The sequence below is a fragment of the Brochothrix campestris genome, assembly GCF_046058945.1.
Taxonomy (GTDB): domain Bacteria; phylum Bacillota; class Bacilli; order Lactobacillales; family Listeriaceae; genus Brochothrix; species Brochothrix campestris.
Window position 1 is genome coordinate 748,030 of record NZ_CP175511.1, and the last position, 24,250, is coordinate 772,279.

Below are 24,250 nucleotides of genomic sequence, written 5' to 3' on the forward strand. Positions count from 1 at the left end.
AACGATGTCAACTGCTGTTTATGCCGGATCGTTTGATCCGTTAACAAATGGTCATCTTGAAATTGTCGAGCGTGCAAGTCGATTGTTTGATTGTGTGTACGTCGTGATTATGGTTAATCAGGCGAAGCAGACTCTTTTTAGTCTTGATGAGCGTCTCAACCATCTCACACAAGCCTTTGCTAATGATACCTCTGTGATTGTTACTCATTCTGAGGGATTAGCAGTTGATTTTGCCCGGACTGTTAAAGCGGATAGTTTTGTTAGGGGGATTCGTAACACAACCGATTACAATTATGAGTGGCCGATTGCGACTATGAATGCCGAACTGGCACCTGAAATCGAGACTGTCTTTTTGATGGCGCGCCCACAACATGAAGTGATTAGTTCTTCAATTGTAAAAGAAATCGCGCGATACGGTCGTTCGGTGCAACAGTTTGTGCCAGACTTTGTGGCGATTGACGTGGCACAAAAGTTCGGGCAGGGGTAGCGCATGAATAAAACATTGCAGAAACTACTTACAGTCATTATTACCTTGCTGCTATTAGGGTTAATTTTTATCCCAGTGCCGTATTATATTACGAAGCCAGGTACGACTGAAAAATTAGAACCGTTGATTAGTGTCGCCGGCAAACACGCTAACAAAACAGGGAGTTTTAGTTTGACGACGATTGGTTTACAGCATGCAACTCCGGTGACGTTGCTCATTGCCTCGTTAATGAAATATCAAGAAATCGACAAAGCGAGCGAATTGCGCGCCGAAGGTGAAACGGATGCCCAATTTAATGTTCGTCAAATGTATTACATGAATAGTGCTAAAAACAATGCAGTCGAAGCGGCTTTTAAGCAGGCTGGACTCAAAGCAGAGGCGAAATATAACGGTGTGTTTGTCTTATCGTTAGTCGATCAGAGTGATGCAAAAAAACTGTTGGCAGCTGGTGACACGATTCATGCCATCGATGGTAAGCAATTTAAATCATCGGATGAATTTATAGCATATGTCGGCTCGCGCAAAAAAGGTTCATCGGTCAGTTTGACGTATACTAAAGCAGGCGAAATGTCTCAACGTAGCGGTCAGGTGAAATTAATTGACATCGACAAAAAAGGCAAAGTAGGAATTGGTATTACCTTAGTTGATGATAAAGAAGTTAAGACAACGCCGAAGGTTACGGTTCACACTGAAAAAATCGGTGGACCATCGGCCGGGTTTATGTTTTCGCTCGAAATCTATAGTAGTCTTGCGGCGGAAGATTTAACGCGTGGCTATGAGATTGCCGGCACTGGTACAATTGAAGCAGATGGTACAATTGGACGTATCGGAGGAATAGAGGAAAAGATTGTGACGGCTGCTAAAGCGGGCAAGGATTATTTCTTAGCGCCCGATGATGAAATTACCGCTGACATGAAGAAGGCCGATTCATCAGTTCACTCGAATTATGACGACGCACTTAAAGTTGCGAAGGCGATTGATACGTCGATGACGATTATTCCAGTTAAATCACTTAATGATGCGATTGTCACACTGCAAAAATTACCAATAAAAAAAGAGTAACCTCAATAAAACGAATGCGCTTTCGATCACTTTCGACAGCGCATTCGTTTTATTATTTTTAACAATGACTGTGTGGATGAAGTGTTATAGCTCAATCCTTATCGGAGGATGAGTATAGTCGTTGGCGGAGACTTTCTTAAATGGCAGCTGATAGAGCGCTGTTGCCTTTTCGTCAACAAACGTGTATCCAGGTGGTGCTTTAGAAAAAGTTGCTACTACAGGGAATGAACGTGTTTTTTTAGATTGTTTTAAGTAAGCTTGTCCAGTTGTGCTCATGCCGAGCAAATGATGGTATGTTTTTTGTTGTTGCAGTTGAAAGTCAGCTTCAGTATGTTGCATGAGGATGTTGAGTGCCATTCGTTGAATGCGATTGACAGTATAGCGTTTTGTTTTGACTAAAGAGAGCCATTCGCTAAAGGAATTCGCTTTTTTGGCTGCGTTGATGAGGCGGTATTCGATTCCTTCACTAATCCCGTGGTACAAACTAAGTTGTGCGGGTGATTGTAACAATAATTGGTAGTGGAGCAGGGGCCAGTAGTCCGCCCAAGTATGTTTGGTTGCTTCTGTAACGAGTTGTTGTGTGTTTTCCGGGATAAAGGCGGTGATGTCATGGCCTTCAAGCACACGCGAACGAATCGCCGTTCCACTCGCAAAGGCCTCGTGCGCGATATGCTCATCACTGTGTTGGGCGCCAATGCGATTGAGTGGTAATAATTGCATGGGGTGATTACCAAGTTGATTGGCAATGGCATATTGTAAACCGAGCAGGATATTCGGCTGGCGAAAATTGATATTAGGCCAGGTGTCGTGTGTTAAGGCTTCCCAAGCGGCTGTGAGTGCGTTTGGATACGTATAGTGTTCGGCTAGACGTTCTTGAATAAGATCGTCAAAACGGGCTGTCTCCTGTTGATAAAAGACAGCTAAAGCTTCGTATGGTATAGAATCGCCGTCTTCAGTCCCAAAACAAAGGGTGTCGCAATGAAGGTCGTGTAATAGTTGAACGCCACCACGGGCGAAATTTTCGGCCGATTCAGTTGCGGCAGTGAAAGGTAATTCAATCACGAGATCAGCACCGTTAGCTAAGGCGGCTTGCGTCCGGCGCCATTTATTAATGAGAGCGGGTTCGCCCCGCTGTAAAAAGTTGCCACTCATGACAACAATTAAAACTTCTGCTTGTGATTTATGCTTCGCATGGTTTAAAATGAAACGGTGCCCATTGTGGAATGGGTTAAATTCGGCAATGATTCCAACAGCTTTCATAACATCAATCCTTTCGCACATTTCTGTTATATAATCATTATCATAACAAAAAAAAGTGTTAAAAGAAAAATGAATCAATGAATAACGGTCTTTAAAGATAATAAGGTTGACAAATGATGTGATTTAACGCTATAATTGGTCTTGTTGTCCATGTAGAGGTGATAAAAAATGTTGAAATGGTCTTTTTTACAAATACAAAAAAACAGAGCTGGATTTCCCGTTGAAGAAGTGGTAGATCTTACTGCAATTTTGCATACTAAAAATAAAGATGTACGTTCGGCAAATTCAATCCATGTGTCAGGACACTTAGTTGCTCAACGTGAGCAGGTAATGATTTCTCTTAAAGTTACAGGGGTAATTATTTTGCCGTGTGCGCGTACGTTAGTTGATGTTCCTTATCCGTTAGACTTAACACTTAACGAAATGATGGTCAAAGACTTAACTGAGTTTACGGGTAGTGATGATGTATATGAGATGACTGACAATCAGGTAGATTTAATGCCGATTATAGAAGAATGTGTCCTCGTTGATATTCCTATGCAAGTGTACGCAACGGATGCTAAAAAAGCATCAAAAGCGGGCAAGGGTTGGGTTGTTATCGGACAAGAAGAGTATTACAATCAGGAACAACAGTCTGAAGACGCTGAGGCGCCTAAGGGCGATCCTCGATTAGCAGCTTTAGCTGATTATTTTAAAAAAGATGAATAATCTTTAATTTTTATTTAAGGAGGTGTTTGAAAATGGCAGTACCAGCACGTAGAACTTCAAAAGCTAAGAAAAACAAGCGTCGTACTCACTTCAAGTTAGAAGTACCAGGTATGACTGCATGCCCTAACTGTGGCGCATCAAAATTATCTCACCGCGTATGTCCTGAATGTGGACAATATAAAGGTGTGACAGTTGTAGAAGCGAAAGCATAATACAACACACCGCAAAGGTGAAACGTCCACTTTTGCTAATTAACCTTTCCGAGAGACCATGGCTCTTGGGGAGGTTTTTTTCGTTCTCGCAAAACAAAATGATATGTCGTATACTTATTTAAAAGGTCATCAGCGGATGATCAATGTGCATAAGTGAGGTGTCGGTAATGACTTTAATGACAGTGGGTTTAATTGTGTTGCCTATTATATTGTTTGTAGTACTGAAAATATTCATCAAAAGCGCACGGGTTAAAGCGTTCTTATCCTATGTGTTGATTGTCAGTTTGCTTGTTGCGTGTTTCTGTTTGTTCGACGCGAAAGATAACGAACAACTATTTCTTTATTGTCTACTGTTTTATCTGGTAGTTGGTGTCGTGTATATTTTAGTATTCAATGCTGTAAAAAAAGAATTGTATGTAAAAAAAGTGTTGAAAGGGTATGTTAAAATCCTACTCATACTATTACCTTTGACCTATTCGTCTGCTATCGTACTAATGTTTTTTAGTTAAAAAAGGTGAGTGATGCTTTTTTTGTGGATTTGTCTGAAGTTATTGACTTCGGAAATGAGGTTGGCAGAAAGTACGTGTAAACGTGCTTTCTTTTTTTTGATAGAAAAGACGTGCGTTAAGAATAACTATTTTTAAAAAGCTGTTTTATAGGATAAAAGATTCAAAAAAACTAGTTAAACGAACAGCTGGTTTTGAATAGGTGAAAAGCTATTTTTTTTTAGGTTCTAAGTGGTGGAAAGTGGGGGGATGTGGTAAAATTAAAGCAGAAATGAGGTGCGCTTATGTTTATGGGAGAATATGCTCATAATATCGATGTAAAAGGTCGACTAATTATGCCGGCTAAGTTTCGTGAACAATTAGGTGATCACTTCGTTGTCACTCGTGGTTTGGATAAATGTCTCTTTGTTTATCCGATGCACGAGTGGGAAAAAGTAACGATGAAACTACAGGCATTACCAATGACTAAAAAAGACGCACGTGCTTTTTCGCGCTTTTTCTTATCAGGAGCGCTCGAATGTGAATTAGATAAGCAAGGACGTATTAACCTACCTCAGAATTTACTGACGTATTCATTGATAGAGAAAGAAACGACGGTAGTCGGTGTATCGAATCGCATTGAGATTTGGGCTAAGTCCGAATGGGAAGCGTTCTTTGCGGGGGCAGAAGAGTCGTTTAGTGAGATTGCAGAACAAATGACAGATTTTAATTTATAGAGAAGATGGTGGAGATATGTTTCAACATGAAACGGTTTTATTACATGAAACAGTAGATGCTTTGGCGATTAAACCGGCTGGTGTTTATGTCGATTGCACATTAGGTGGTGCAGGACATAGCGCCTACTTATTGTCGCAGTTAAGCAGCAAAGGGCATCTGTATGCGTTTGACCAAGATCAAACAGCGATTGACAATGCAAAGCTGAAACTTGCGCAGTACGATGGTCAAGTCACCTTGATTAAAGCAAATTTTCGTGATTTAAAAACAGAATTACAACAACGTGGGATTGAAAAAGTCGATGGTATTTTATATGACTTAGGTGTCTCGTCGCCACAGTTGGATGAAGCAGAACGTGGTTTTAGCTACCATCAAGATGCTAAGTTAGATATGCGAATGGATCGGCAACAAGCATTGTCAGCCGAAGTGGTTGTCAACGAATGGCCTTATGAAAAATTAGTGCGTATTTTCTTCCAATATGGCGAAGAAAAATTTTCAAAACAAGTCGCTCGTTTAATTGAAAAACGTCGAGTGGAAAAACGAATTGAAACAACGGGTGAATTAGTCGAATTGATTAAAGATGCGATTCCAGCACCAGCGAGACGTAAAGGTGGTCATCCAGCGAAACGGGTATTCCAAGCCATCCGAATCGCCGTTAATGATGAATTAGGGGCGGTCGAAGCATCGCTAGATCAAGCGGTCAACTTACTAAACATTGGTGGTCGCGTGTCAGTCATCACTTTTCACTCGCTAGAGGACCGTATCACGAAGCTGATTTTAAAAGATTATGCTAAAGGCCCTCATGTACCTCGTAATATGCCTGTGATTCCAACCGAGTACCAACCAAAAATTAAAATTATTGCGCGCAAGCCGATTTTACCGTCGGATGAAGAATTAGAACAGAATAACCGCGCACGTTCAGCAAAACTACGTGTGGCAGAATGTCTTAAAGACTAACGAACCTAAAGAGAATGGAGCTGAGTGAGATGGCAAATATGGCAGCGCGACAAATCGAACGGCAACCACAACGTGAAGTAAAACAAACAATAACGAAGACAGCAGTAGATAATTACGAACAACGTGTCTTTCGCAAAGTAAGAAATGTCTTTGTGTCCGTCACACTTACAGTTTCTGCTCTCTTATCGATTTGGATGTTATCGCTGCAAGCGGACAATTATACGCTGAGTAGTCACATTCAAACGCAGGAGAATAAAATTACGCAACAAAAACAAACAAATGCCGATTTGAAAGCGAATGTTGATGAATTAAGTCGTTACGACCGTGTCTATCAAGAGGCGAATAAAAGCGGTCTTAAATCGAGTGAAACAAACGTTAAGGCTGTGGATATTAAATGAAAAAACTAACGAAAAACCGAAAAAAAGGCGCCGTGATTTTACGCGTGCTTTTCGGTTTGTTTTTTATTATACTGATAGGTCGCTTTTTATATTTAGAAATTATCGGAATTGCTAACGGTAAGCCACTCGCGGCTCAAGCGGCACAACAGTACTTGCAAAAAGAGACATTGTTCTCACAAAGAGGTAATATTTTAGATACGAATGGTGAAGTCATTGCTGAAAATGTCGTCAGTTATTCAATGGTTGCGGTTGTGACACCAGGTGTCACAATCGATAAAGATAACCCACAACATGTGGTTGATCGTGTGAAAACGGCGAAAGTATTGAGTAAGTATATCGATATGAAGGAAGCCGATATTTTGAAAACCTTAAATAAAGTTGAAGATAATCCTAGATTGTACCAGGTTGAGTTTGGTACGGCAGGTAAAAATATTAGCTCAGCCACAAAGATGGCCTTAGAAAAAGAAAAGCTACCAGGTATTATTTTCACTAAAACAAATAAGCGGATTTATCCTAACGGTGTTTTTGCTTCAAATTTGGTGGGAATTGTGAAAAATGAGGAAGTTAAAGTTAACGATAGCTACAAGACGATTCAAACCGGTCAAATGGGAATTGAAGCGAGTGAAGAAAATGAATTGAGTGGTAAGGATGGTTCAATCAACTATAGTCAGGATAATTTAGGGTTGATTTTACCGAACGCTGACAAGGTGCTTAAAAAAGCTGAAAATGGTAACACGTTAACCTTAACGTTGAATAAGCGCATCCAGACTTTATTGGAAGAACGGATGAGTGCGGCCCAAGCTAAATACACACCAGAAGAAATGATGGCAGTTGTGATGAATCCTAAAACAGGTGAAATCGTTGCTATGAGCCAACGTCCGACCTTTAATGCGCAAACACGAGAAGGATTGGATAAGTCTTGGCGTAACCTTGTAGCAGAGGAACCGTTTGAGCCAGGTTCAGTTATGAAAATTTTCACGCTGGCAACTGCTATTCAAAAAGGCGTATACAATCCGAACGCCTTATATAAATCAGGTTCGTACAGTGTCGATGATATTAAAATCAACGACTGGAACAATGGTGAAGGATGGGGCACAATTAGTTTTAATGAAGGGGTTGCTATTTCCTCAAACGTTGCTTTTGCTAACTTACTTGATAAGATTGGGACGAGTAATTTTAAGTCGTCACTTGAAAAATTTGGATTAGGTAAATCAACGGGTAGTGGATTAGCCAATGAGGCGAGTGGCGATATATTATACCGTTACCCGATTGAACGTGTCACAACATCATTCGGTCAAGGAACAACCGTGACAGCCATGCAAATGATGCAAGGTGTTAGTGCCATTGCTAACGATGGTAAAATGATGAAACCATATTACATTAAAGAAGTAAAAGATGGCGTGACGGGTAAAGTCACGACCACTAAGCCGACTCAGGTCGGAACACCTGTTTCTAAAGAAACAGCGAACGAAACACTTGAACAATTGCGTTCTGTTATCGAAGCTGAAGATGGTACGGGTTCAATGTATAAATTAGATGGTTACAAACTGGCCGGAAAGACGGGGACTGCCCAAATCGCAAATACCGATGGCTCAGGCTATATGACAGGTCCCAACGATTATATTTATTCATTTATGGGCATTGCCCCAACAGATGATCCACAACTTGTTATGTATGTGACCGTTAAAAAACCAATTATCCAAGAAGGTCAATCGAGTACCGATGTGATAAAATCGATTTTTAATCCGGTAATGCAGACGAGTTTACAATATTTAAATATTAAACCAGAAAAGACAATTAATGCTAAGTCAGTCGTTATGCCAGAATTGACTGACCAAACCATCACTCAAGCACAAAAAGCCTTGAAAGAATCGAAGGCATCTGTCACAGTAGTGGGAGACGGGACTAAAATAGTGCAACAACTGCCACAAAAAGGTGAAGGAATTCTCGAGAAACAACGGGTGCTTTTATTAACAAACGGTAACATTACGATACCAGATATGGCAAATTGGTCAAAAAATGATGCCTTGAAGTTTTCTGAAATAAGCGGAGTCCCTTTAACCTTTAATGGTTCAGGTTATGTCGCTAAACAAAGTGTTAAAGCTGGTGAGAAAGTCAACGCGAACACAAAGATTACGTTAGAGATGAAAGCGGCGGAAACGTTAGAAAAATACAATGTGAAACCGTCAACGACAGCTGATGAAGAAACGACAGCTGCCACTGAAAGAACCGCTGTTAATGAAGCCGTTGGAACGATAGTGGGACAATAATTAATGTAGGGATTTAAGAAAGGGACGATGATAAAATGAAATTGATTGAACTGATGAAACAGCTACCATTAACGAACTATGAGGGGCAGGACGTTGACATAACAGACATGCAACAAGACAGTCGTCTAGTCACTCCCGGCACACTTTTCATTTGTATTGATGGCTATACTGTTGATGGTCATGATTATGTCGATAAAGCAATTGAACGAGGTGCCGTTGCAATCTTAGCTCAAAAACCGTTGGCTGAAACACGTGTGCCAGTCATTATTGTTGAAGACACTAACCGTGCAATGGCAATTTTAGCAGGTGCTTTTTTCAATCATCCCACACAAGCAATGAAGATGATTGCTGTAACAGGAACGAATGGTAAAACAACCGTGACGCATTTAATCGAACATGTATTACGCAGTGTCAACCAAGTAACAGGATTGGTGGGTACAATGTATCAAAAAATTGGTGATACGATTCAAACAACTAAAAACACCACACCCGACAGTCTCACATTACAACGTTTATTTGCAAGCATGCGCGAAGAATATGTCGATACAGCCGTAATGGAAGTATCGTCACATGCACTTGTATTGGGCCGTGTACATGGCTGTGACTATGATGTAGCAGTCTTTACAAACTTAACCCAAGACCATCTTGATTTTCATAAAACAATGGATGAGTATGCCGTTGCTAAAAGTTTGTTGTTTGCCCAATTAGGTAATGATTACCGTTCGAATCGTCCGAAATTTGCTGTTATTAATAGTGATGATGCCGCCAGCGAACGGATGATAACGGCGACTGCGGCTCATGTTGTAACGTATGGCATTCGCAAGCCGGCGACTTTCCAAGCGACTGATATTGCAATCAGTGGCAAAGGGACAACCTTCAATCTTCATTTTCAAGCAAAAACATACCCGATTGCGATGCAGTTAGTCGGTAATTTCAATGTGTATAATGCATTGGCAGCTATTGCCACAACCTATGTACAAGGTGTACCATTGGAAACAGCGATTAAATCAATTGAATCACTGAAAGGTGTGGCTGGACGATTTGAACTCGTTAGTGCAGGACAAGCCTTCCCTGTCATTGTTGACTATGCCCACACGCCTGATAGTTTAGAAAATGTGTTAGAAACAATCAGTGACTTTGTCAAAGGTCGAATTATTTGTGTGGTTGGTTGTGGTGGTGACCGCGATCGTACGAAGCGTCCAATCATGGCGAAAATTGCTGTGCAAAAAGCGGATGTGGCGATTTTGACATCAGATAATCCGCGGTCAGAAGATCCCATGACGATCTTAAATCAGATGGAAGCTGGCGTATCGGCAGAGGCGGTTTATCTTAAAGAAATTAATCGTGAAAAAGCGATTCAGTTAGCTGTCAATGAAGCGAAGGATGATGATGTTATTTTAATAGCGGGTAAAGGACATGAAACATACCAAATCATCGGTTCAGTCACACACCATTTTGATGATCGTGAAGTAGCAGAACAAGCAATAAAAAATCTAAAGTAAGCAAAAACAGTTAGGGGAGAACGAAAGTGTCTACAAAATTCATTATTGGTACAGCGTTCATCGCATTCATTTTAACGTTGATGGCGTTACCTATTTACATTTCAGCAATGCGTCAACGTAAGGTGGGACAAGAGCAACGAGAAGAAGGGCCACAAAGTCATAAGGCTAAATCAGGTACTCCGACGATGGGAGCGATTGTATTTGTCCCAGCTGTCTTTATTGCAACCTTGATTGGCACTGGAATTTCACGCGGGAGCGTCTCGGGCATGTGGTTGTTATTAATTACCTTCCTAGGCTATGCTTTTATTGGTTTTTGGGATGACTTCGTCAAAGTCCGTGAAAAACGGAACCTCGGCTTGACGGCTAAACAAAAATTGATTGGCCAATTAGTGATTGGTATTCTCTTTTACGTTGTTTACCATTTAAATGGTTACACCGATGCCCTTAACATTCCGTTTACAAACATTATGGTTGAATTACCGTATGTGTATGGACTCTTCATTATTTTTTGGCTCGTTGGTTTTTCAAATGCGACGAACTTAACAGATGGTTTAGATGGTTTATTGGCGGGCTTAGCCATCTTTTCTTTCGGTGCCTTTGCGATTATCGCCTATCACCAACATAACTTAGCTGTGATGTACTTCTGTATGGCGATTATTGGTGGCTTACTGGCCTTTTTAATCTTCAATCGTAATCCAGCAAAAGTCTTTATGGGCGACACCGGTTCACTTGCTCTTGGTGGTTCAATGGCGGCTGTATCGATATTATTAAAGGTTGAATGGTTGATGCTCTTAATCGGACTCGTTTATGTGATTGAAACAGTTTCAGTCATGATGCAAGTGTCGTACTTCAAACTGACTCATGGAAAACGTATTTTCCGCATGACACCGATTCATCATCATTTTGAATTAGGTGGTTGGTCAGAAACGAAGGTTGTCTTTGTTTTTTGGACAGCAGGCTTAGTTTGTGCCGTTGCTGCCGTGTTAATGGAGGTGCTGTAAAATGAAAAAGATTACTTCTTTTCGTCATAAAAAAGTATTGGTTTTAGGACTTGCTCGTAGCGGTGTTAAAGCGGCTGAGTTATTACATGAACTCGGTGCCTTTGTGACAGTCAACGATAAAAAGTCATTTGATGAGAACCCAGCAGCCCAAGGGTTGTTAGAAGAAGGTATCACGGTTATTACCGGTTCACATCCGACCGAAATGTTAGATGAAGGTTTTGAATTGGTCGTTAAAAACCCAGGTATTCCTTACGAAAACCAAATGATTCAAAAAGCGTTGACTTTAAATATTCCGATTATTACCGAGGTTGAATTGGCATACTTAATTAGCGAAGCACAAATTGTCGGTGTCACTGGAACGAATGGTAAGACCACAACGACAACCTTAATTAATGAGATGTTAAACCGTTCAAAAACAGCCTTGTTAGCAGGAAACATTGGTTTTCCAGCGTCAGGCGTTGCAATGGAAGCCAAGGCAGAAGATATCATAACGATGGAGTTATCATCCTTCCAATTAATGGGGATTGAAACATTCCGTCCTCATATCGCGGTCATCGTTAATATTTATGAGGCGCATCTTGATTATCATGGATCACGCCAAGGGTATGTGGCAGCGAAATTACGTATTTTTGAAAACCAACAAGCAGATGACTTCTTAGTCGTTAACTGGAATCAACCAGAGTTACGTGAGCTTGTTACAGCTGCTAAATCACGGATTGTGCCTTTTTCTACGAAAGAAGTTGTCGAAGCAGGTGCGTATGTGCTCGATGGGAACCTGATGTTTAAAGGGGAAATCATCGGCCGTCAAGCAGATATTGTTTTACCAGGTGAACATAACTTGGAAAACGTGTTGGCAGCGATTTGTGTTGCTAAACTTGAGGGTGAGAGCAACGAAAATATCATGGCAGTCTTGTCGAGCTTTAATGGTGTTGAACACCGGACGCAATTTATTAAGACGTTAGCAGGTCGTCGTTTTTATAATGATTCAAAAGCGACCAACATCATTTCAACTGAGAGTGCTCTAAAAGGCTTTAAAGAACCCGTTGTGTTATTAGCTGGCGGTTTAGATCGCGGTAATGAGTTTGATGACTTGAAGCCGTTCTTTAAAAATGTCCGCGCCGTTGTGTTATTCGGAGAAACAAAACATAAGATTGCCCGCGTTGCAACTGAAGCGGGTGTTGAACACATTAAAATCGTGACCGACGTCGAAGAAGCCGTTCCGGTTGCGTATACGTGCAGTGAACCAGGTGATGTCATTTTACTTAGCCCAGCGTGTGCGAGCTGGGATCAAGTGCCGTCATTCGAAGTCCGTGGCGATTTATTTATCAAAGCAGTCAACGCATTGTAAAGTGATAAACAGACGAACAAGAGCCTATTTAAGGCTCTTTGGTCATCTGTTTATCAAAGGAAAAAGTATTTTTCTTTGATAAGCAAGTGAACATATTAATCAAACTTAGAGGTGTATTATGAAATTATTAATTAGTGGTGGCGGAACCGGGGGACACATTTATCCTGCGTTAGCGTTAGTTCGTCAGTTTAAAGAAAATTACCCTGATGGAGAAGTGCTCTATGTGGGGACATCAAAAGGCTTAGAAGCCGATATCGTACCACGAGCAGGCATTGCCTTTGAAACGATGGAAATTACCGGATTCAAACGGAAATTATCACTTGAAAATATAAAAACGATTGCCCGCTTTATGAAGGGCGTTTCACGCGCGAAACAAATAATCAAAGAATTTAAACCCGATGTTGTAGTTGGGACGGGGGGGTATGTGTGTGCACCGGTTGTGTATGCCGCCGCTAAAAAGAACATTCCGACTGTCATTCATGAGCAAAACAGTGTGGCGGGTTTAACAAATAAATTTTTAAGCCGTTACGTCGATAAAATTGCCGTGGCCTTTGAAGCGGTAATGGCAGATTTTCCTACCGAAAAAGTAACCTTAATCGGTAATCCACGTGCCACAGAGGTTGTTCAAGCCGAAAATAATCCAGCAGTCTTAAGTGAATACGGTCTTGACCTAACTAAAAAAACGGCCTTGATTTTTGGTGGGAGTCGCGGTGCTCGTGCTTTGAATGAGGCAATAATTGAAGCTTTACCAACTTTGGCACAAAAAGATTATCAAGTTCTTTGTGCAACGGGTGATATTCATTTTGCTCAGATTGAGGCAGCTGCAAAGGCTATCAATGCCAGTAACGTAAAAATCGTGCCGTTCATTTACAATATGCCGGCCGTATTACGTAATTGTGATGTTGTTGTCTCGCGTGCAGGTGCAACCAGCTTAGCTGAGTTTACCGCGTTAGGCTTGCCATCAATCCTAATTCCTAGTCCGTATGTAACCAATAATCATCAAGAAAAGAATGCGATGGCCTTAGTTGAAAAGGGGGCAGCAGAAATGATTAAACAAACAGACTTGAGCGCAGCGAAACTGGTCGAACAATTGGATCATTGTTTGTTAGATGAAACGTATCAAGCAAAAATGAAAGCGGCAGCCCTAGCCTTAGGGAAACCACAGGCAGCCCAAGACCTATGTGATCTCGTGACAGATTTAGCGAAATAAAACGAACAGTTAAGGTGAGGTGAAAGTATGACAGCTAAGACGAAAGTTGTCTCAATCGAAGAAAAAATACCGGGCTTAAAGGAATACAAAGACAAGGTTCGACGTCGGAAACTGTTTGGCCTTTTAGGTGTGTTTGGTCTGCTAATCGTAATCGTTGTCTTTTTAATTTCACCTTTGAGTCGTCTGCAATCGATTGAAGTCGTCAATAATAGCCGTCTGACAACAGCGCAGGTGATGGCCTTAACTGGGGTGGAAAAAGACGTTAGTATTTTTGGAATACACAGTAGTGCGATAGAAAAAAAAATTACGGACTCGCGTTTGATTGAGAAAGCTGAGCTGACAAGACGTGGGATTAATACGTATCGTTTAACGATTAAAGAAATGCAACCAGTAGCATACATGCCAAAGACTAATGGTTATATCCCGTTATTGTCTTCGGGTTTGTTGGATGAACAGAATGTCTCGAAGTATCCGATTGGTAACGAACCGTTAATCATCGGGTTTGATAATAATAAACAACTCTTAAATGAATTGGCCAAACAATTGACGAAAACACCAGCTGAACTGCGCAACACAATGTCAGAAATTGTTTATAAACCGACAAAAATAAATAAAAATCGTTTGAACATAAATATGAATGACGGTTTTCAAGTGGTCATCGGTCTCGCTAATTTTTCAACCAGTATCAAGACTTACCCTTCGATTGTGGGACAAGTTACAGATGGATCAACTGGTATTATCGATTTAGAAGTTGGTGCATTTTATCAAAGCTATTACAATCAAGGTAGGAAAAATAAGGCGAAATGAGGGAGAAAAGGGTCATATATGAAGTAATTTCCTCAAAATGTGTAGTTTTTCTTTTATTTCGCTTTTTACTAGTGTAGACTTAATATAGGTATATTTATATAAAAAAACAAACATGAAGAGACGAAGGAGGTGCCGATGTATGAGTGAAAATGAAATTTATGTAAGTTTAGACATTGGAACATCGACAACAAAAGTTATAATAGCCGAACACACTGATGGAAAATTAAATGTAATAGGTGTAGGAAGAGCCCCTTCAGAAGGCATTCGTCGTGGCACGGTAGTTGATATCGAAAAAACAGTCGAGGCAATTAAAGCGGCGATTCGTCAGGCTGAAGATATGGTGGGTGTAACGATTCAACGTGTGGTTGTAAGCATGTTAAACTTTCAAACAAATTTAGCAAGGTGTCATGGCATGATTGCCATTAAAAATGAAAACAATGAAATAACAGCAAACGATATTCAAGATGTGATTGAATCCGCACAAGCAATTGCTAAACCAAGTGATCGTGAAACAATCAGTTTTGAATCGTGTGTCTATAAGGTGGATGGCGTAGAAGGTATCAGTGATCCAACCGGGATGTTTGGCGTCAGACTGGAAGTTGAAGGAACGCTGATTACAGGTTCGAAGTCAATCGTACATAATATTTTACGATGTGTCGAGCGCGCGGGCTTAGAAGTAACGGGGATGGTACTACAACCACTTGCAGCTGCAGAAACGTGTTTAACAAAAGATGATCGTGATTTCGGAACGGTTTTGATTGATATTGGTGGTGGCATTACATCTGTGGGTGTCTTTGATCAAGGTCAATTGATTGATGCATTTGCCATCCCGGTTGGCGGGAGTCAAATCACTAAGGATGTTTCCATTGGTTTAAACATTTCATTGCGTCAAGCCGAGCAAATCAAACTGGAACATGGTTATGCTTATGCAAACGATGCCAGCACGGCAGAAACATTTGAAATCGATGTCATTGGTGGTTCTAAGCCAATTATCATCAATCAAACGGATTTATCGGTTATAATTGAAGCAAGACTGGAAGAAATTTTAATGATGGTTAATGATGAATTGGTTCGAGCGGGGCTCAATAAGTTGCCAAACGGTTATATTTTAACTGGGGGAACAACCGTTATTCCAGGCATGATGGAAATTGCTGAACAGGTGCTACAAGCGCGTGTCCGGATTGTTTATCCTGATTACATTGGAGTTAGACATCCGTCATTATCAACCGCGGTGGGACTTATCAGCTATGAAATCGAGCATGGTGAACCTAATGAGCTTCAAGAGTATGAAGATCAAAGCGTCAATGCACCACAAGAAAGAATGAAAGAGCCTAAAGCTGAAGAAGATAAGCTTGTAAATAAAATGAAAAAAATGTTTGGTTCATTATTCGAATAACACAAAACTAGCGACGATGTAGGAGGAAATTATATGTATGATTTTGATGAAACGAGAAGTTCACTAGCTGTAATTAAAGTTATTGGTGTCGGTGGTGGCGGAAACAATGCTGTCAATCGTATGATTGAACATGGGGTTCAAGGTGTTGAGTTTATTACCGTTAACACGGATGCCCAAGCATTAAATTTATCACAGGCAGAAACACGGATGCAAATTGGTGGTAAATTAACACGCGGACTAGGTGCAGGTGCGCAACCAGAAATTGGTAAGAAAGCGGCCGAAGAAAGCCGTGATCAAATCGAGGAAGTATTAGCTGGTGCTGATATGGTATTCGTAACTGCTGGTATGGGCGGGGGAACAGGAACTGGTGCTGCTCCTGTCATTGCACAAATTGCCAAAGAAGTTGGTGCCTTAACAGTCGGTGTTGTCACTCGTCCGTTTACATTTGAAGGTCCAAAACGCTCAAAACATGCAGTAGCCGGGATTGAAGCTTTAAAAGAGGCAGTCGACACGCTGATTGTCATCCCTAATGATCGTTTATTGCAAATTGTTGATAAAAACACACCGATGTTAGAAGCGTTTAAAGAAGCTGATAATGTTCTTCGTCAAGGTGTGCAAGGTATTTCTGATTTAATTGCGGTTCCTGGTTTAATCAACTTGGATTTTGCCGATGTTAAGACAATCATGTCTAACCGTGGTTCGGCCTTAATGGGTATTGGGTCTGCTAGTGGTGAAAACCGTGCGGCTGATGCAGCTAAAAAAGCAATTTCTTCACCATTGCTCGAAGCATCAATCGATGGTGCGAAGGGTGTCTTAATGAACATTACAGGCGCATCAAACTTGAGCTTATTCGAAGTGCAAGAAGCTGCTGAAATCGTTTCAAGTGCGTCTGATCCAGAAGTTAACATGATTTTTGGTTCTGTTATTAATGATGATCTAAATGATGAGTTAGTTGTAACAGTTATCGCGACTGGTTTTTCTGAAGCGGGCAACCGTCAAGTGAAACCAGCTTTCACACGTCAAGCGGCACCAACACGCTCAGAAGATAAAGCAGAAGGAACTGTTGCACCTTCACCAGTTAATGAGGCACCACGTCGTGAAGTTGATGCAGCCTCAGATGACTTAGATATTCCAGCCTTTTTACGTAACCGTAATCGCAACCGCTAGGAGGTCTAGTGATGGGACTGACTGATAACTTTACGAAGGTCACGAATAAAATGTTGGCAACCGGTCAACCAGCGCAACTAGTGGCGGTCACAAAAACAGTGGGGATTGATGTCATTGAGCAACTCTACGCCTTAGGACAACGTCATTTCGGTGAAAATCGTGCCGATGTCTTAACAGCAAAACAGGCAGCTCTCAGTGACAAATATCCAGATATTGTCTGGCATTTTATCGGCAGTTTACAAACCCGTAAAGTAAAAGAAGTATTGCCAGCTACAACGTATATTCATTCACTCGATCGTTTATCACTTGCGAAAGAAATTAATAAACGTGCAACCGAAGAAAGCAATTGTTTTGTGGAAGTAAATGTAGCCGGTGAGGCAAATAAACATGGTATGGCGCCAGACGATGTCATTCCATTTATCGAGCAACTTACGCATTATCCAAACATTAAAGTCGTGGGGTTAATGACGATGGCGCCGTTTGTGGCCAGCGAACAGGAACTTCACGAAGTGTTTGCACAACTGAAGCAACTAACTAATGACGTTCAAGCACTCCAATTAAAACATGCACCTTGCCTTGAAGCATCAATGGGAATGTCGAATGATTACCAGATTGCGTTGCAAGAAGGGGCCACGTTTGTAAGAGTTGGAACAGAACTTGTAACTGTCAATTAAGGAGGGATTGCAATGTCAATGTTGTCAAAGGTAAAAGACTTTTTCTACCTAGATGAGGAAGAAGAATTTCAATCGACGCAATCAGCAAAACAACAAACAGAAACAAAAGAACAGGTAAGTAACCGCAACACGCAGCCAAAGGCTAAACGTCAAGCTGTGCCTAAAGAGAAAAAAGCAGTCACTAAGAAAAATAATGTCGTTCGAATCGGTTCCGAGACAGAGACGACTAATGTAACATTACACGAACCACGCATTTATAGTGAGGTGCAAGCAATCGCAGACGACTTGTTAAACCGTCAAGTTGTGGTTGTAAACTTACAACGAATGGATAAAGAACAATCGCTACGAATGATTGATTTTTTAAGTGGAAATATATACGCAGTCAATGGTGAAATTAAACGTCTAGGAAATAATATTTTCTTATGCGCTCCGGAAAATATTAGCGTCGATGGTGCTATTTCGGAATACATTAATAACTATGATGCGTAAATAAAAAAGAGGTGACTAAGTGGTTTTATACACTATTTTCAATGTTTTAATAACGTTTTGCTCTGTATACTCATGGGCGATTTTAATTTACATCTTGCTTAGTTGGGTACCTAATGCGCAAGGCAGTAAATTTGGCCAACTGTTAGGACGCATCTGTGAGCCGTTTTTAGAACCGTTTAGAAAAATAATTCCTCCAATCGGTGGTGTGCTAGATATATCTGCGATTTTGGCCTTAATTGTGTTAAATCAGTTATTGCCTCGTGGCTTGCAATCGATTTATCAATTTTTAGTAACAATGTAATAACAGTAGAGGGAGGCAAACATCGCGTTTGCTTCTTTTTTTATAGAAAGGACGAATGTAATGGACGGTGTATATCAACATTTCAGACCAGAAGAACAGCCTTTTATCGATGCGGCATCGGGTTGGATAGTGCAGGCTGAAAATCAATACAGCCCATATTTGACCCCGTTTATTGATCCGCGACAAGCATTTATTTTACAGTCATTGATTAGCAAAAATAGTGAATTCATGCTCGTATCACTGTTGACACATGAACGGCAACGTTTTTTAATTAAGCCGGATTACTTTGAGGAGAACGAAGCAGACTATCAAATGTGTTTATTTTCCATCCGTTACCCATCGAAGTTTTCAAACTTGAGTCACCCAGAGATACTAGGGGCCTTAATGAACATCGGTATGAAGCGAGAGGTATTTGGTGATATTTTAAATGTCGGAAATGACTGGCAATTTGTCGTCGAAGAAGAGGTGGCCAATTATGTTCAACTTAACCTTACGAAAATAGGCAAGGTTAATATTCAGTTAGAACGGCTACCGTTTACAGGTGCACTAGCGATTCCAGATGATTTTGAGCATAAATTTGTGACGGTCAGCTCAATGCGGCTTGACAGTGTGGTTGCAACGGTGTTGAATATTTCCCGACAAAAAGTGAAAATAATGATTGAAGGAGGACTCGTCAAAGTCAATTGGCAAGTTGTGAAACAGGCCAACTTTGAATGCACTGAGAATGATATGTTGTCGGTGCGTAAACATGGTCGAATACAAGTGTTAGAACAAATCGGCAAGAGTAAAAAGGATAAATTAAAACTGAATGTGCGGATAAAAGGCTGAAAAAACGTTAATTATCCAAAAGATGTTGATTTATACTTGATTAGTCGGTACATTTTACTATATAGTAAGGTGTATAGAACATTAATTTGTTTACATACTTGGAGGTGGAATAAATGCCGTTATCACCATTAGATATTCACAATAAAGAATTCGGTAAAAAATTACGTGGCTATGATGAAGATGAGGTTAACGATTTTTTAGAACAAGTCATTAAAGATTATGAATTAGTCCTTAAAGAAAATAAAAAATTAACAAGCGATTTGCAAACAAGCAATGAGCAATTAGACCACTTTAAAACAATTGAATCGACATTGAATAAATCACTTGTGATTGCACAAGATTCAGCTGATGAAACACGCAGACAAGCACAGAAAGAAGCCGAATTGATTGTTGTTGAAGCAAAAGCCGATGCAGCAGAGCTTGTAAAAGAGGGCTTAAACAAAGCGCATCGTCTCTCGGTCGAAATTGAAGAGTTAAAACGTCAATCTAAAGTGTTCCGTGAGCGTTTACGCTTACTTGTAACGACACAACTTGACTTACTTGAACATGATGATTGGTCAAATTCACTCGAGTATGACATTGATGTTGAACAAAACATCACCGATAAATTTGTAGATGTTGCGGAGAAACAAAGCGTTGAAACACCAACAGAAACGACTCAATCTATTGAAGTGATTGAAGAGAACAAAGAAATTCCAGCAAAATAATAAGCGACGAATGGAACGTTAACTGTATCCGCCCTTTTCTAGCGATTTGACGAATGGTGAAAGGTCAAAAAGGGGTCACGGTTGAAAATCATCCATGAGCTGTTAAGCTGAATCAAGTAAGCTTAGCCGTAGCCACTGCGTTAAAGTGTTGAGAGAGTACATTTTTTAGTGAGGCAATTTGCCGTACTAATAAGGGTGGTATCGCGAGCGAGTCTCGTCCCTTTTAAGGGGATGGGACTCTTTTGTTTTACCGCTAATCTAAGGAGGAAATAAAGATGGAATACAAAAAAACGTTACTTATGCCTAAAACAGCCTTCCCGATGCGTGGCGGCTTACCAAACAAAGAACCAAAAATGCAAGCTGATTGGGAAGAAATGAACTTATATGAGCAAATCCAAGCTAAAAATGCGGATAAACCAACTTTTATTTTACATGATGGACCGCCATACGCAAACGGTGCGATTCACGTTGGACATGCGATGAATAAAATCATCAAAGATATGATTGTGCGTTACAAAGGAATGCGTGGCTTTTCATCACCTTATGTTCCAGGCTGGGATACACACGGTTTACCAATTGAACAACAATTAGCGAAAAAAGGCATTAAACGCAAAGAGATGTCACCGGTTGAATTCCGTCAACTGTGTGAAAAATATGCACGTGAACAAATCGATCTTCAACGTACAGGCTTTAAACGCTTAGGTGTTTCGGCTGAATGGGACAACCCATACATTACATTGGATCCGATTTTTGAGTCAAATGAAATTAAAGTATTTGGTGAGATGGCTGAAAAAGGCTACATTTACCGTGGTAAAAAACCAGTCTACTGGTCACCATCAAGTGAATCGGCCTTAGCCGAAGCCGAGATTGAGTACGCGGATGTTAAAAGTCCATCGTTATACATTGCTTTTAACGTAAAAGACGGCAAAGGCATTGTGGATAATGATGCAGAATTTGTTATTTGGACAACGACACCATGGACATTACCAGCAAACGTAGCAATCGCTGTTAATGCAACCTATAACTATATCGAAGTCGCTGTTGCTGACCGTAAGTTTATCGTGGCTGAAGGCTTATTAGAAGCCGTTTCTGAAAAACTAGAGTGGGAAGCACCGACTGTGCTCAAAACGTTCAAAGGGAGCGAGCTTGAGTACGTTACTGCAAGTCATCCGTTCTATGATCGCGAGTCACTTGTTATTTTGGGTGACCATGTAACGCTAGAAGCTGGTTCAGGTTGTGTTCATACAGCACCAGGACACGGGGAAGACGATTACTTTGCCTCATTAGCTTATAAATTAGAAGTTATTTCACCAGTGGATGGTCGCGGTATTTATACTGATGAAGCACCAGGATTTGAAGGTATCTATTATGATAAAGCGAATCCAATGATTACTGATTTATTAACCGAAAAAGGTCGTCTCTTGAAACTGGACTTCTTTTCACATAGTTACCCACATGACTGGCGTACGAAGAAACCTGTTATTTACCGTGCGACACCACAATGGTTTGCATCAATTGATGCGTTCCGCGAGAATATTCTTGATGCGATTGCAACGGTTGAATGGACACCAGCTTGGGGAGAACAACGTTTACACAACATGGTTCGTGACCGTGGCGATTGGGTTATTTCACGTCAACGTGCGTGGGGTGTACCGTTACCAATCTTTTATGGTGAAAATGGCGATGCAATTATTACGAAAGAAACAATTGCTCATCTTGTTGAATTAGTGCGTGAACATGGTTCAAACGTTTGGTTTGCCCGTGAAGCGAAAGATTTATTACCAGCAGGTTTTACACATCCATCAAGCCCGAACGGAACGTTTACAAAAGAGACTGATATTATGGACGTTTGGTTCGATTCAGGTTCATCTCACCAAGGTGTGCTTGAAGAACGTGATTACTTGAGCCGTCCAGCTGACTTGTATTTCGAAGGATCAGATCAATACCGTGGCTGGTTCAACTCGTCAATTACAACGAGTGTTGCCATCACAGGGAAATCACCTTATAAAGGTGTCTTAAGCCACGGGATGGTCTTAGATGGTAAAGGGCGTAAAATGAGTAAATCAATTGGTAATACAGTTGATCCTCAAAAAATCATGAACCAAATGGGTGCCGATATTTTACGTTTATGGGTATCCTCATCAGATTACCAAGCGGATGTGCGTATTTCAGATGATATTTTAAAACAAGTTTCAGATGTCTACCGTAAAATCCGTAATACTTTCCGTTTCTTATTAGGAAATGTATCAGACTTTAATCCAACAACAGATATGGTGGCGTATGACAAATTGTCAGAAGCTGATCAATACATGTTAACAACATATAACCGCCTAGCACATCAAATTGATGAAGCGTACAATAAATATGAGTTTTCAACTGTTTATCGTGCGGTTAACAACTTTGTAACGACTGACTTAAGTAACTTCTACCTCGACTTCGCCAAAGATGTTGTTTACATTGAAGCGGCAGCGAGTGAGGCTCGTCGTAGTATGCAAACAGTATTCTACACGATTGCGAAAGGTTTAACACAATTATTAGCACCGTTATTACCACATACGGCTGATGAAATTTGGTCTTATCTTGAGTTTGAAACAGCTAAGAGTGTTCACTTAACTGATTTTGAATTTGCGACTGAGACAGCAGAACAAACAGCCTTACTTGAAAAATGGACACAGTTCATGACTATCCGTGACGCTGTTCAAAAAGCATTAGAAGAAGCGCGTAATGCGAAATTAATCGGGAAATCATTGATGGCGAAAGTTTCAATCTATGCTGATCAAGCAACGGTTGACTTAATCAAGTCAATTAACAACGATGTGAAACAATTGTTAATCGTTAGTGACTTTGAGTTAATTGTGGGTAAAGATAACGCGCCAGCTGATGCGATTGCAACAGAAACAGTTGCTGTTGCTGTCACTGCTGCCGACGGTGACACATGTGAACGTTGCCGTGTCGTGAAAACAGACGTTGGCTCAAACGCTGCTCATCCAACCTTATGTGCTCACTGTGCTGACATTGTGACTGAACATTATGGCGACATTGACTTAGAAGCTTAAAAGTGAAAGCAACTGTTTAGAAGAAAAATGAAGTCTCTTTAGACTTTGTCTACAATTTGAACCGGTATTGACGTGTAACGTCGATACCGGTTTTTTTCTGTCTAAGAAGCCAATCATCGGTTTCAAAATAAAATGTGCTACAATAAAAATAAACGTTAATCAACAGAAAGAGGTTATGGCAGAATGAAAGTAACGGTCAAAAAAGTGCATGGTTCCGGGAACGATTTTTATATTATCGATGAAATGTTGTTAAGTGAAGCACTGCCAGAAGAAAAGCGTCGACAATTAGCATTGACCTTGTGTGATCGTCAGCAGTCCTTGGGCGGTGCAGATGGGGTTTTATATGTCTCTCCGAGTAAAACAGCGTTAGCACGTATGCGTGTTATTAATTCAGATGGTTCTGAGGCTTCGATGTGTGGTAACGGACTTCGCACAGTTGCTCGTTATTTGGCAGAAAAACATCAGCTAACTGATTTCACCGTCGAAACAATGAAGGCGATTTTAAAAGTATCTGAGGATGAACCGCTAGCCGAAGGGATTCCAACCTATCGCGTTGAAATTTCACCGGTCACCTTTGCTAAAGAGACTTTGCCGTTAGTGATTGATGGTGAACAGCTATACGATGAGCGCGTGCCAGCTTTTTCAGAGCAGTTACATTATTCGGCAGTAGCCGTACCAAATCCTCACTTAATTAGCTTTGTTGAAGGAGCTGATTTTGCAGACCAAGAAAAATTAGCGCGCTGGCTGAACAGTGATAATCCCTATTTTACAGACGGTGTTAACGTTAGTTACGTCCGCCGTTTTAGCGAAGATGCCATCTTTGTAAAAACATATGAGCGTGGTGTAGGGTTTACGAACGCTTGTGGTACTGCGATGTCAGCCAGCAGTTTAATGGCGCGTCTCATTCATGGTGGTGATTTTGAGCGTAAAATCGATGTGTATAATCCTGGGGGTCGTGTGCAATGTCAGGTTTATCGTGAAGCGGATACCTATCGGATTGATTTAATTGGGAATGCCACTTTTGTATTTGAGGCTGAGTTAGTGATTTCCGCCGATGCCAAGGCCGTGACAGTGATGTCACAAACGACGACAGCTGAACAAATAGCCTATGAACGGATGGCGCAACAAGCGGCTCAATTTGTAGAGGCTCAATCAAGTATTTAAGATAAAAACGTTATTTCAGCACCAGT

General features: G+C 40.8%; 24 protein-coding genes and 1 other annotated feature. Of the genes, 23 read left to right on the forward strand and 1 reads right to left on the reverse strand.

Features of this window, described 5'->3' with window-relative positions; translation table 11 throughout:
- The first annotated feature begins 4 nt into the window (after window positions 1-4).
- Window positions 5-487: a pantetheine-phosphate adenylyltransferase gene (gene coaD, locus ACJYYY_RS03815; protein ID WP_035313360.1), complete on the forward strand. Its 483-nt coding sequence runs from the start codon at window positions 5-7 to the stop codon at window positions 485-487.
- A gap of 3 nt (window positions 488-490) precedes the next feature.
- Entirely contained in the window at window positions 491-1,549 is a 1,059-nt protein-coding gene (locus tag ACJYYY_RS03820) for a SepM family pheromone-processing serine protease (protein WP_035313358.1), read from the forward strand.
- 84 nt (window positions 1,550-1,633) lie between these two features.
- Here the strand turns inward: ACJYYY_RS03820 and ACJYYY_RS03825 are convergent, their stop codons facing one another.
- Window positions 1,634-2,809 carry a nucleotidyltransferase gene (locus tag ACJYYY_RS03825; RefSeq protein ID WP_051456815.1) on the reverse strand — a complete coding sequence of 392 codons (1,176 nt, stop codon included), beginning with the start codon at window positions 2,807-2,809 and terminating at the stop codon, window positions 1,634-1,636.
- Between the two features lie 168 nt (window positions 2,810-2,977).
- On the opposite strand from ACJYYY_RS03825, the gene ACJYYY_RS03830 reads away from it, so the two are divergent.
- From ACJYYY_RS03830 to dapF, 21 genes are all read left to right on the forward strand, one after another.
- Window positions 2,978-3,517 (forward strand): YceD family protein, encoded by a 540-nt coding sequence (locus ACJYYY_RS03830; RefSeq protein ID WP_408869130.1) that lies wholly within the window; start codon window positions 2,978-2,980, stop codon window positions 3,515-3,517.
- 32 nt (window positions 3,518-3,549) lie between these two features.
- Window positions 3,550-3,729, forward strand: coding sequence for a 50S ribosomal protein L32 (rpmF, locus tag ACJYYY_RS03835; protein WP_035313355.1), 180 nt, complete (start codon window positions 3,550-3,552; stop codon window positions 3,727-3,729).
- A 176-nt stretch (window positions 3,730-3,905) separates the two neighbouring features.
- Window positions 3,906-4,238, forward strand: a complete 333-nt coding sequence (locus tag ACJYYY_RS03840; RefSeq protein WP_408869232.1) for a DUF3397 family protein — start codon at window positions 3,906-3,908, stop codon at window positions 4,236-4,238.
- Between the two features lie 281 nt (window positions 4,239-4,519).
- Window positions 4,520-4,951: a division/cell wall cluster transcriptional repressor MraZ gene (gene mraZ / locus ACJYYY_RS03845; protein WP_035313352.1), complete on the forward strand. Its 432-nt coding sequence runs from the start codon at window positions 4,520-4,522 to the stop codon at window positions 4,949-4,951.
- A 16-nt stretch (window positions 4,952-4,967) separates the two neighbouring features.
- A complete protein-coding gene (gene rsmH / locus ACJYYY_RS03850) occupies window positions 4,968-5,906 on the forward strand; it encodes a 16S rRNA (cytosine(1402)-N(4))-methyltransferase RsmH (protein ID WP_035313350.1) in 939 nt (312 codons plus the stop codon).
- Window positions 5,907-5,935: 29 nt separating this feature from the next.
- Complete coding sequence (gene ftsL / locus ACJYYY_RS03855; RefSeq protein ID WP_035313348.1) at window positions 5,936-6,304, forward strand: cell division protein FtsL; 369 nt, start codon at window positions 5,936-5,938, stop codon at window positions 6,302-6,304.
- Window positions 6,301-8,574: a penicillin-binding protein gene (locus ACJYYY_RS03860; RefSeq protein ID WP_035313346.1), complete on the forward strand. Its 2,274-nt coding sequence runs from the start codon at window positions 6,301-6,303 to the stop codon at window positions 8,572-8,574. The genes ftsL and ACJYYY_RS03860 overlap by 4 nt, the downstream gene beginning before the upstream one ends.
- Before the next feature lie 35 nt (window positions 8,575-8,609).
- Complete coding sequence (locus tag ACJYYY_RS03865; protein WP_035313344.1) at window positions 8,610-10,076, forward strand: UDP-N-acetylmuramoyl-L-alanyl-D-glutamate--2,6-diaminopimelate ligase; 1,467 nt, start codon at window positions 8,610-8,612, stop codon at window positions 10,074-10,076.
- 26 nt (window positions 10,077-10,102) lie between these two features.
- Window positions 10,103-11,077 carry a phospho-N-acetylmuramoyl-pentapeptide-transferase gene (gene mraY, locus ACJYYY_RS03870; RefSeq protein WP_035313342.1) on the forward strand — a complete coding sequence of 325 codons (975 nt, stop codon included), beginning with the start codon at window positions 10,103-10,105 and terminating at the stop codon, window positions 11,075-11,077.
- A gap of 1 nt (window position 11,078) precedes the next feature.
- Window positions 11,079-12,425 carry a UDP-N-acetylmuramoyl-L-alanine--D-glutamate ligase gene (gene murD, locus ACJYYY_RS03875; RefSeq protein ID WP_035313340.1) on the forward strand — a complete coding sequence of 449 codons (1,347 nt, stop codon included), beginning with the start codon at window positions 11,079-11,081 and terminating at the stop codon, window positions 12,423-12,425.
- 118 nt (window positions 12,426-12,543) lie between these two features.
- Window positions 12,544-13,635, forward strand: a complete 1,092-nt coding sequence (gene murG / locus ACJYYY_RS03880) for an undecaprenyldiphospho-muramoylpentapeptide beta-N-acetylglucosaminyltransferase (RefSeq protein WP_035313338.1) — start codon at window positions 12,544-12,546, stop codon at window positions 13,633-13,635.
- 27 nt (window positions 13,636-13,662) lie between these two features.
- Window positions 13,663-14,442 carry a cell division protein FtsQ/DivIB gene (locus ACJYYY_RS03885; RefSeq protein ID WP_408869131.1) on the forward strand — a complete coding sequence of 260 codons (780 nt, stop codon included), beginning with the start codon at window positions 13,663-13,665 and terminating at the stop codon, window positions 14,440-14,442.
- Between the two features lie 139 nt (window positions 14,443-14,581).
- Window positions 14,582-15,838: a cell division protein FtsA gene (gene ftsA / locus ACJYYY_RS03890; RefSeq protein WP_408869132.1), complete on the forward strand. Its 1,257-nt coding sequence runs from the start codon at window positions 14,582-14,584 to the stop codon at window positions 15,836-15,838.
- Between the two features lie 33 nt (window positions 15,839-15,871).
- Window positions 15,872-17,005 (forward strand): cell division protein FtsZ, encoded by a 1,134-nt coding sequence (gene ftsZ / locus ACJYYY_RS03895; RefSeq protein ID WP_035313333.1) that lies wholly within the window; start codon window positions 15,872-15,874, stop codon window positions 17,003-17,005.
- 11 nt (window positions 17,006-17,016) lie between these two features.
- Window positions 17,017-17,679: a YggS family pyridoxal phosphate-dependent enzyme gene (locus ACJYYY_RS03900; protein ID WP_035313331.1), complete on the forward strand. Its 663-nt coding sequence runs from the start codon at window positions 17,017-17,019 to the stop codon at window positions 17,677-17,679.
- A 12-nt stretch (window positions 17,680-17,691) separates the two neighbouring features.
- On the forward strand, window positions 17,692-18,168 hold the full coding sequence (locus tag ACJYYY_RS03905; protein ID WP_035313328.1) for a cell division protein SepF: 477 nt from the start codon (window positions 17,692-17,694) through the stop codon (window positions 18,166-18,168).
- A gap of 19 nt (window positions 18,169-18,187) precedes the next feature.
- A complete protein-coding gene (locus tag ACJYYY_RS03910; RefSeq protein WP_035313326.1) occupies window positions 18,188-18,469 on the forward strand; it encodes a YggT family protein in 282 nt (93 codons plus the stop codon).
- Between the two features lie 60 nt (window positions 18,470-18,529).
- Window positions 18,530-19,297: an RNA-binding protein gene (locus tag ACJYYY_RS03915; RefSeq protein ID WP_035313324.1), complete on the forward strand. Its 768-nt coding sequence runs from the start codon at window positions 18,530-18,532 to the stop codon at window positions 19,295-19,297.
- 113 nt (window positions 19,298-19,410) lie between these two features.
- The gene (locus tag ACJYYY_RS03920; protein ID WP_084038440.1) at window positions 19,411-20,004 is read left to right on the forward strand and encodes a DivIVA domain-containing protein; all 594 of its coding nucleotides are present in this window, start codon (window positions 19,411-19,413) and stop codon (window positions 20,002-20,004) included.
- Window positions 20,002-20,229: a binding site (T-box leader), on the forward strand. It overlaps the preceding gene by 3 nt.
- 50 nt (window positions 20,230-20,279) lie before the next feature.
- Window positions 20,280-23,060: an isoleucine--tRNA ligase gene (gene ileS / locus ACJYYY_RS03925; protein WP_035313322.1), complete on the forward strand. Its 2,781-nt coding sequence runs from the start codon at window positions 20,280-20,282 to the stop codon at window positions 23,058-23,060.
- A gap of 183 nt (window positions 23,061-23,243) precedes the next feature.
- Entirely contained in the window at window positions 23,244-24,224 is a 981-nt protein-coding gene (gene dapF / locus ACJYYY_RS03930; protein ID WP_035313321.1) for a diaminopimelate epimerase, read from the forward strand.
- Window positions 24,225-24,250 lie beyond the last annotated feature (26 nt).

Bases quoted from the DNA above. Each gene is read 5' to 3' on its own strand.
- rpmF (WP_035313355.1), top strand. From the start codon at position 3,550: ATGGCAGTACCAGCACGTAGAACTTCAAAAGCTAAGAAAAACAAGCGT.
- ACJYYY_RS03830 (WP_408869130.1), top strand. From the start codon at position 2,978: ATGTTGAAATGGTCTTTTTTACAAATACAAAAAAACAGAGCTGGATTT.
- ACJYYY_RS03905 (WP_035313328.1), top strand. From the start codon at position 17,692: ATGTCAATGTTGTCAAAGGTAAAAGACTTTTTCTACCTAGATGAGGAA.
- murD (WP_035313340.1), top strand. From the start codon at position 11,079: ATGAAAAAGATTACTTCTTTTCGTCATAAAAAAGTATTGGTTTTAGGA.
- ACJYYY_RS03840 (WP_408869232.1), top strand. From the start codon at position 3,906: ATGACAGTGGGTTTAATTGTGTTGCCTATTATATTGTTTGTAGTACTG.
- mraZ (WP_035313352.1), top strand. From the start codon at position 4,520: ATGTTTATGGGAGAATATGCTCATAATATCGATGTAAAAGGTCGACTA.
- coaD (WP_035313360.1), top strand. From the start codon at position 5: ATGTCAACTGCTGTTTATGCCGGATCGTTTGATCCGTTAACAAATGGT.
- ACJYYY_RS03820 (WP_035313358.1), top strand. From the start codon at position 491: ATGAATAAAACATTGCAGAAACTACTTACAGTCATTATTACCTTGCTG.
- ACJYYY_RS03900 (WP_035313331.1), top strand. From the start codon at position 17,017: ATGGGACTGACTGATAACTTTACGAAGGTCACGAATAAAATGTTGGCA.
- ftsZ (WP_035313333.1), top strand. From the start codon at position 15,872: ATGTATGATTTTGATGAAACGAGAAGTTCACTAGCTGTAATTAAAGTT.
- ileS (WP_035313322.1), top strand. From the start codon at position 20,280: ATGGAATACAAAAAAACGTTACTTATGCCTAAAACAGCCTTCCCGATG.
- ACJYYY_RS03920 (WP_084038440.1), top strand. From the start codon at position 19,411: ATGCCGTTATCACCATTAGATATTCACAATAAAGAATTCGGTAAAAAA.
- rsmH (WP_035313350.1), top strand. From the start codon at position 4,968: ATGTTTCAACATGAAACGGTTTTATTACATGAAACAGTAGATGCTTTG.
- ACJYYY_RS03915 (WP_035313324.1), top strand. From the start codon at position 18,530: ATGGACGGTGTATATCAACATTTCAGACCAGAAGAACAGCCTTTTATC.
- murG (WP_035313338.1), top strand. From the start codon at position 12,544: ATGAAATTATTAATTAGTGGTGGCGGAACCGGGGGACACATTTATCCT.
- ACJYYY_RS03885 (WP_408869131.1), top strand. From the start codon at position 13,663: ATGACAGCTAAGACGAAAGTTGTCTCAATCGAAGAAAAAATACCGGGC.
- ACJYYY_RS03865 (WP_035313344.1), top strand. From the start codon at position 8,610: ATGAAATTGATTGAACTGATGAAACAGCTACCATTAACGAACTATGAG.
- ftsA (WP_408869132.1), top strand. From the start codon at position 14,582: ATGAGTGAAAATGAAATTTATGTAAGTTTAGACATTGGAACATCGACA.
- ACJYYY_RS03825 (WP_051456815.1), bottom strand. From the start codon at position 2,809: ATGAAAGCTGTTGGAATCATTGCCGAATTTAACCCATTCCACAATGGG.
- ACJYYY_RS03860 (WP_035313346.1), top strand. From the start codon at position 6,301: ATGAAAAAACTAACGAAAAACCGAAAAAAAGGCGCCGTGATTTTACGC.
- ftsL (WP_035313348.1), top strand. From the start codon at position 5,936: ATGGCAAATATGGCAGCGCGACAAATCGAACGGCAACCACAACGTGAA.
- dapF (WP_035313321.1), top strand. From the start codon at position 23,244: ATGAAAGTAACGGTCAAAAAAGTGCATGGTTCCGGGAACGATTTTTAT.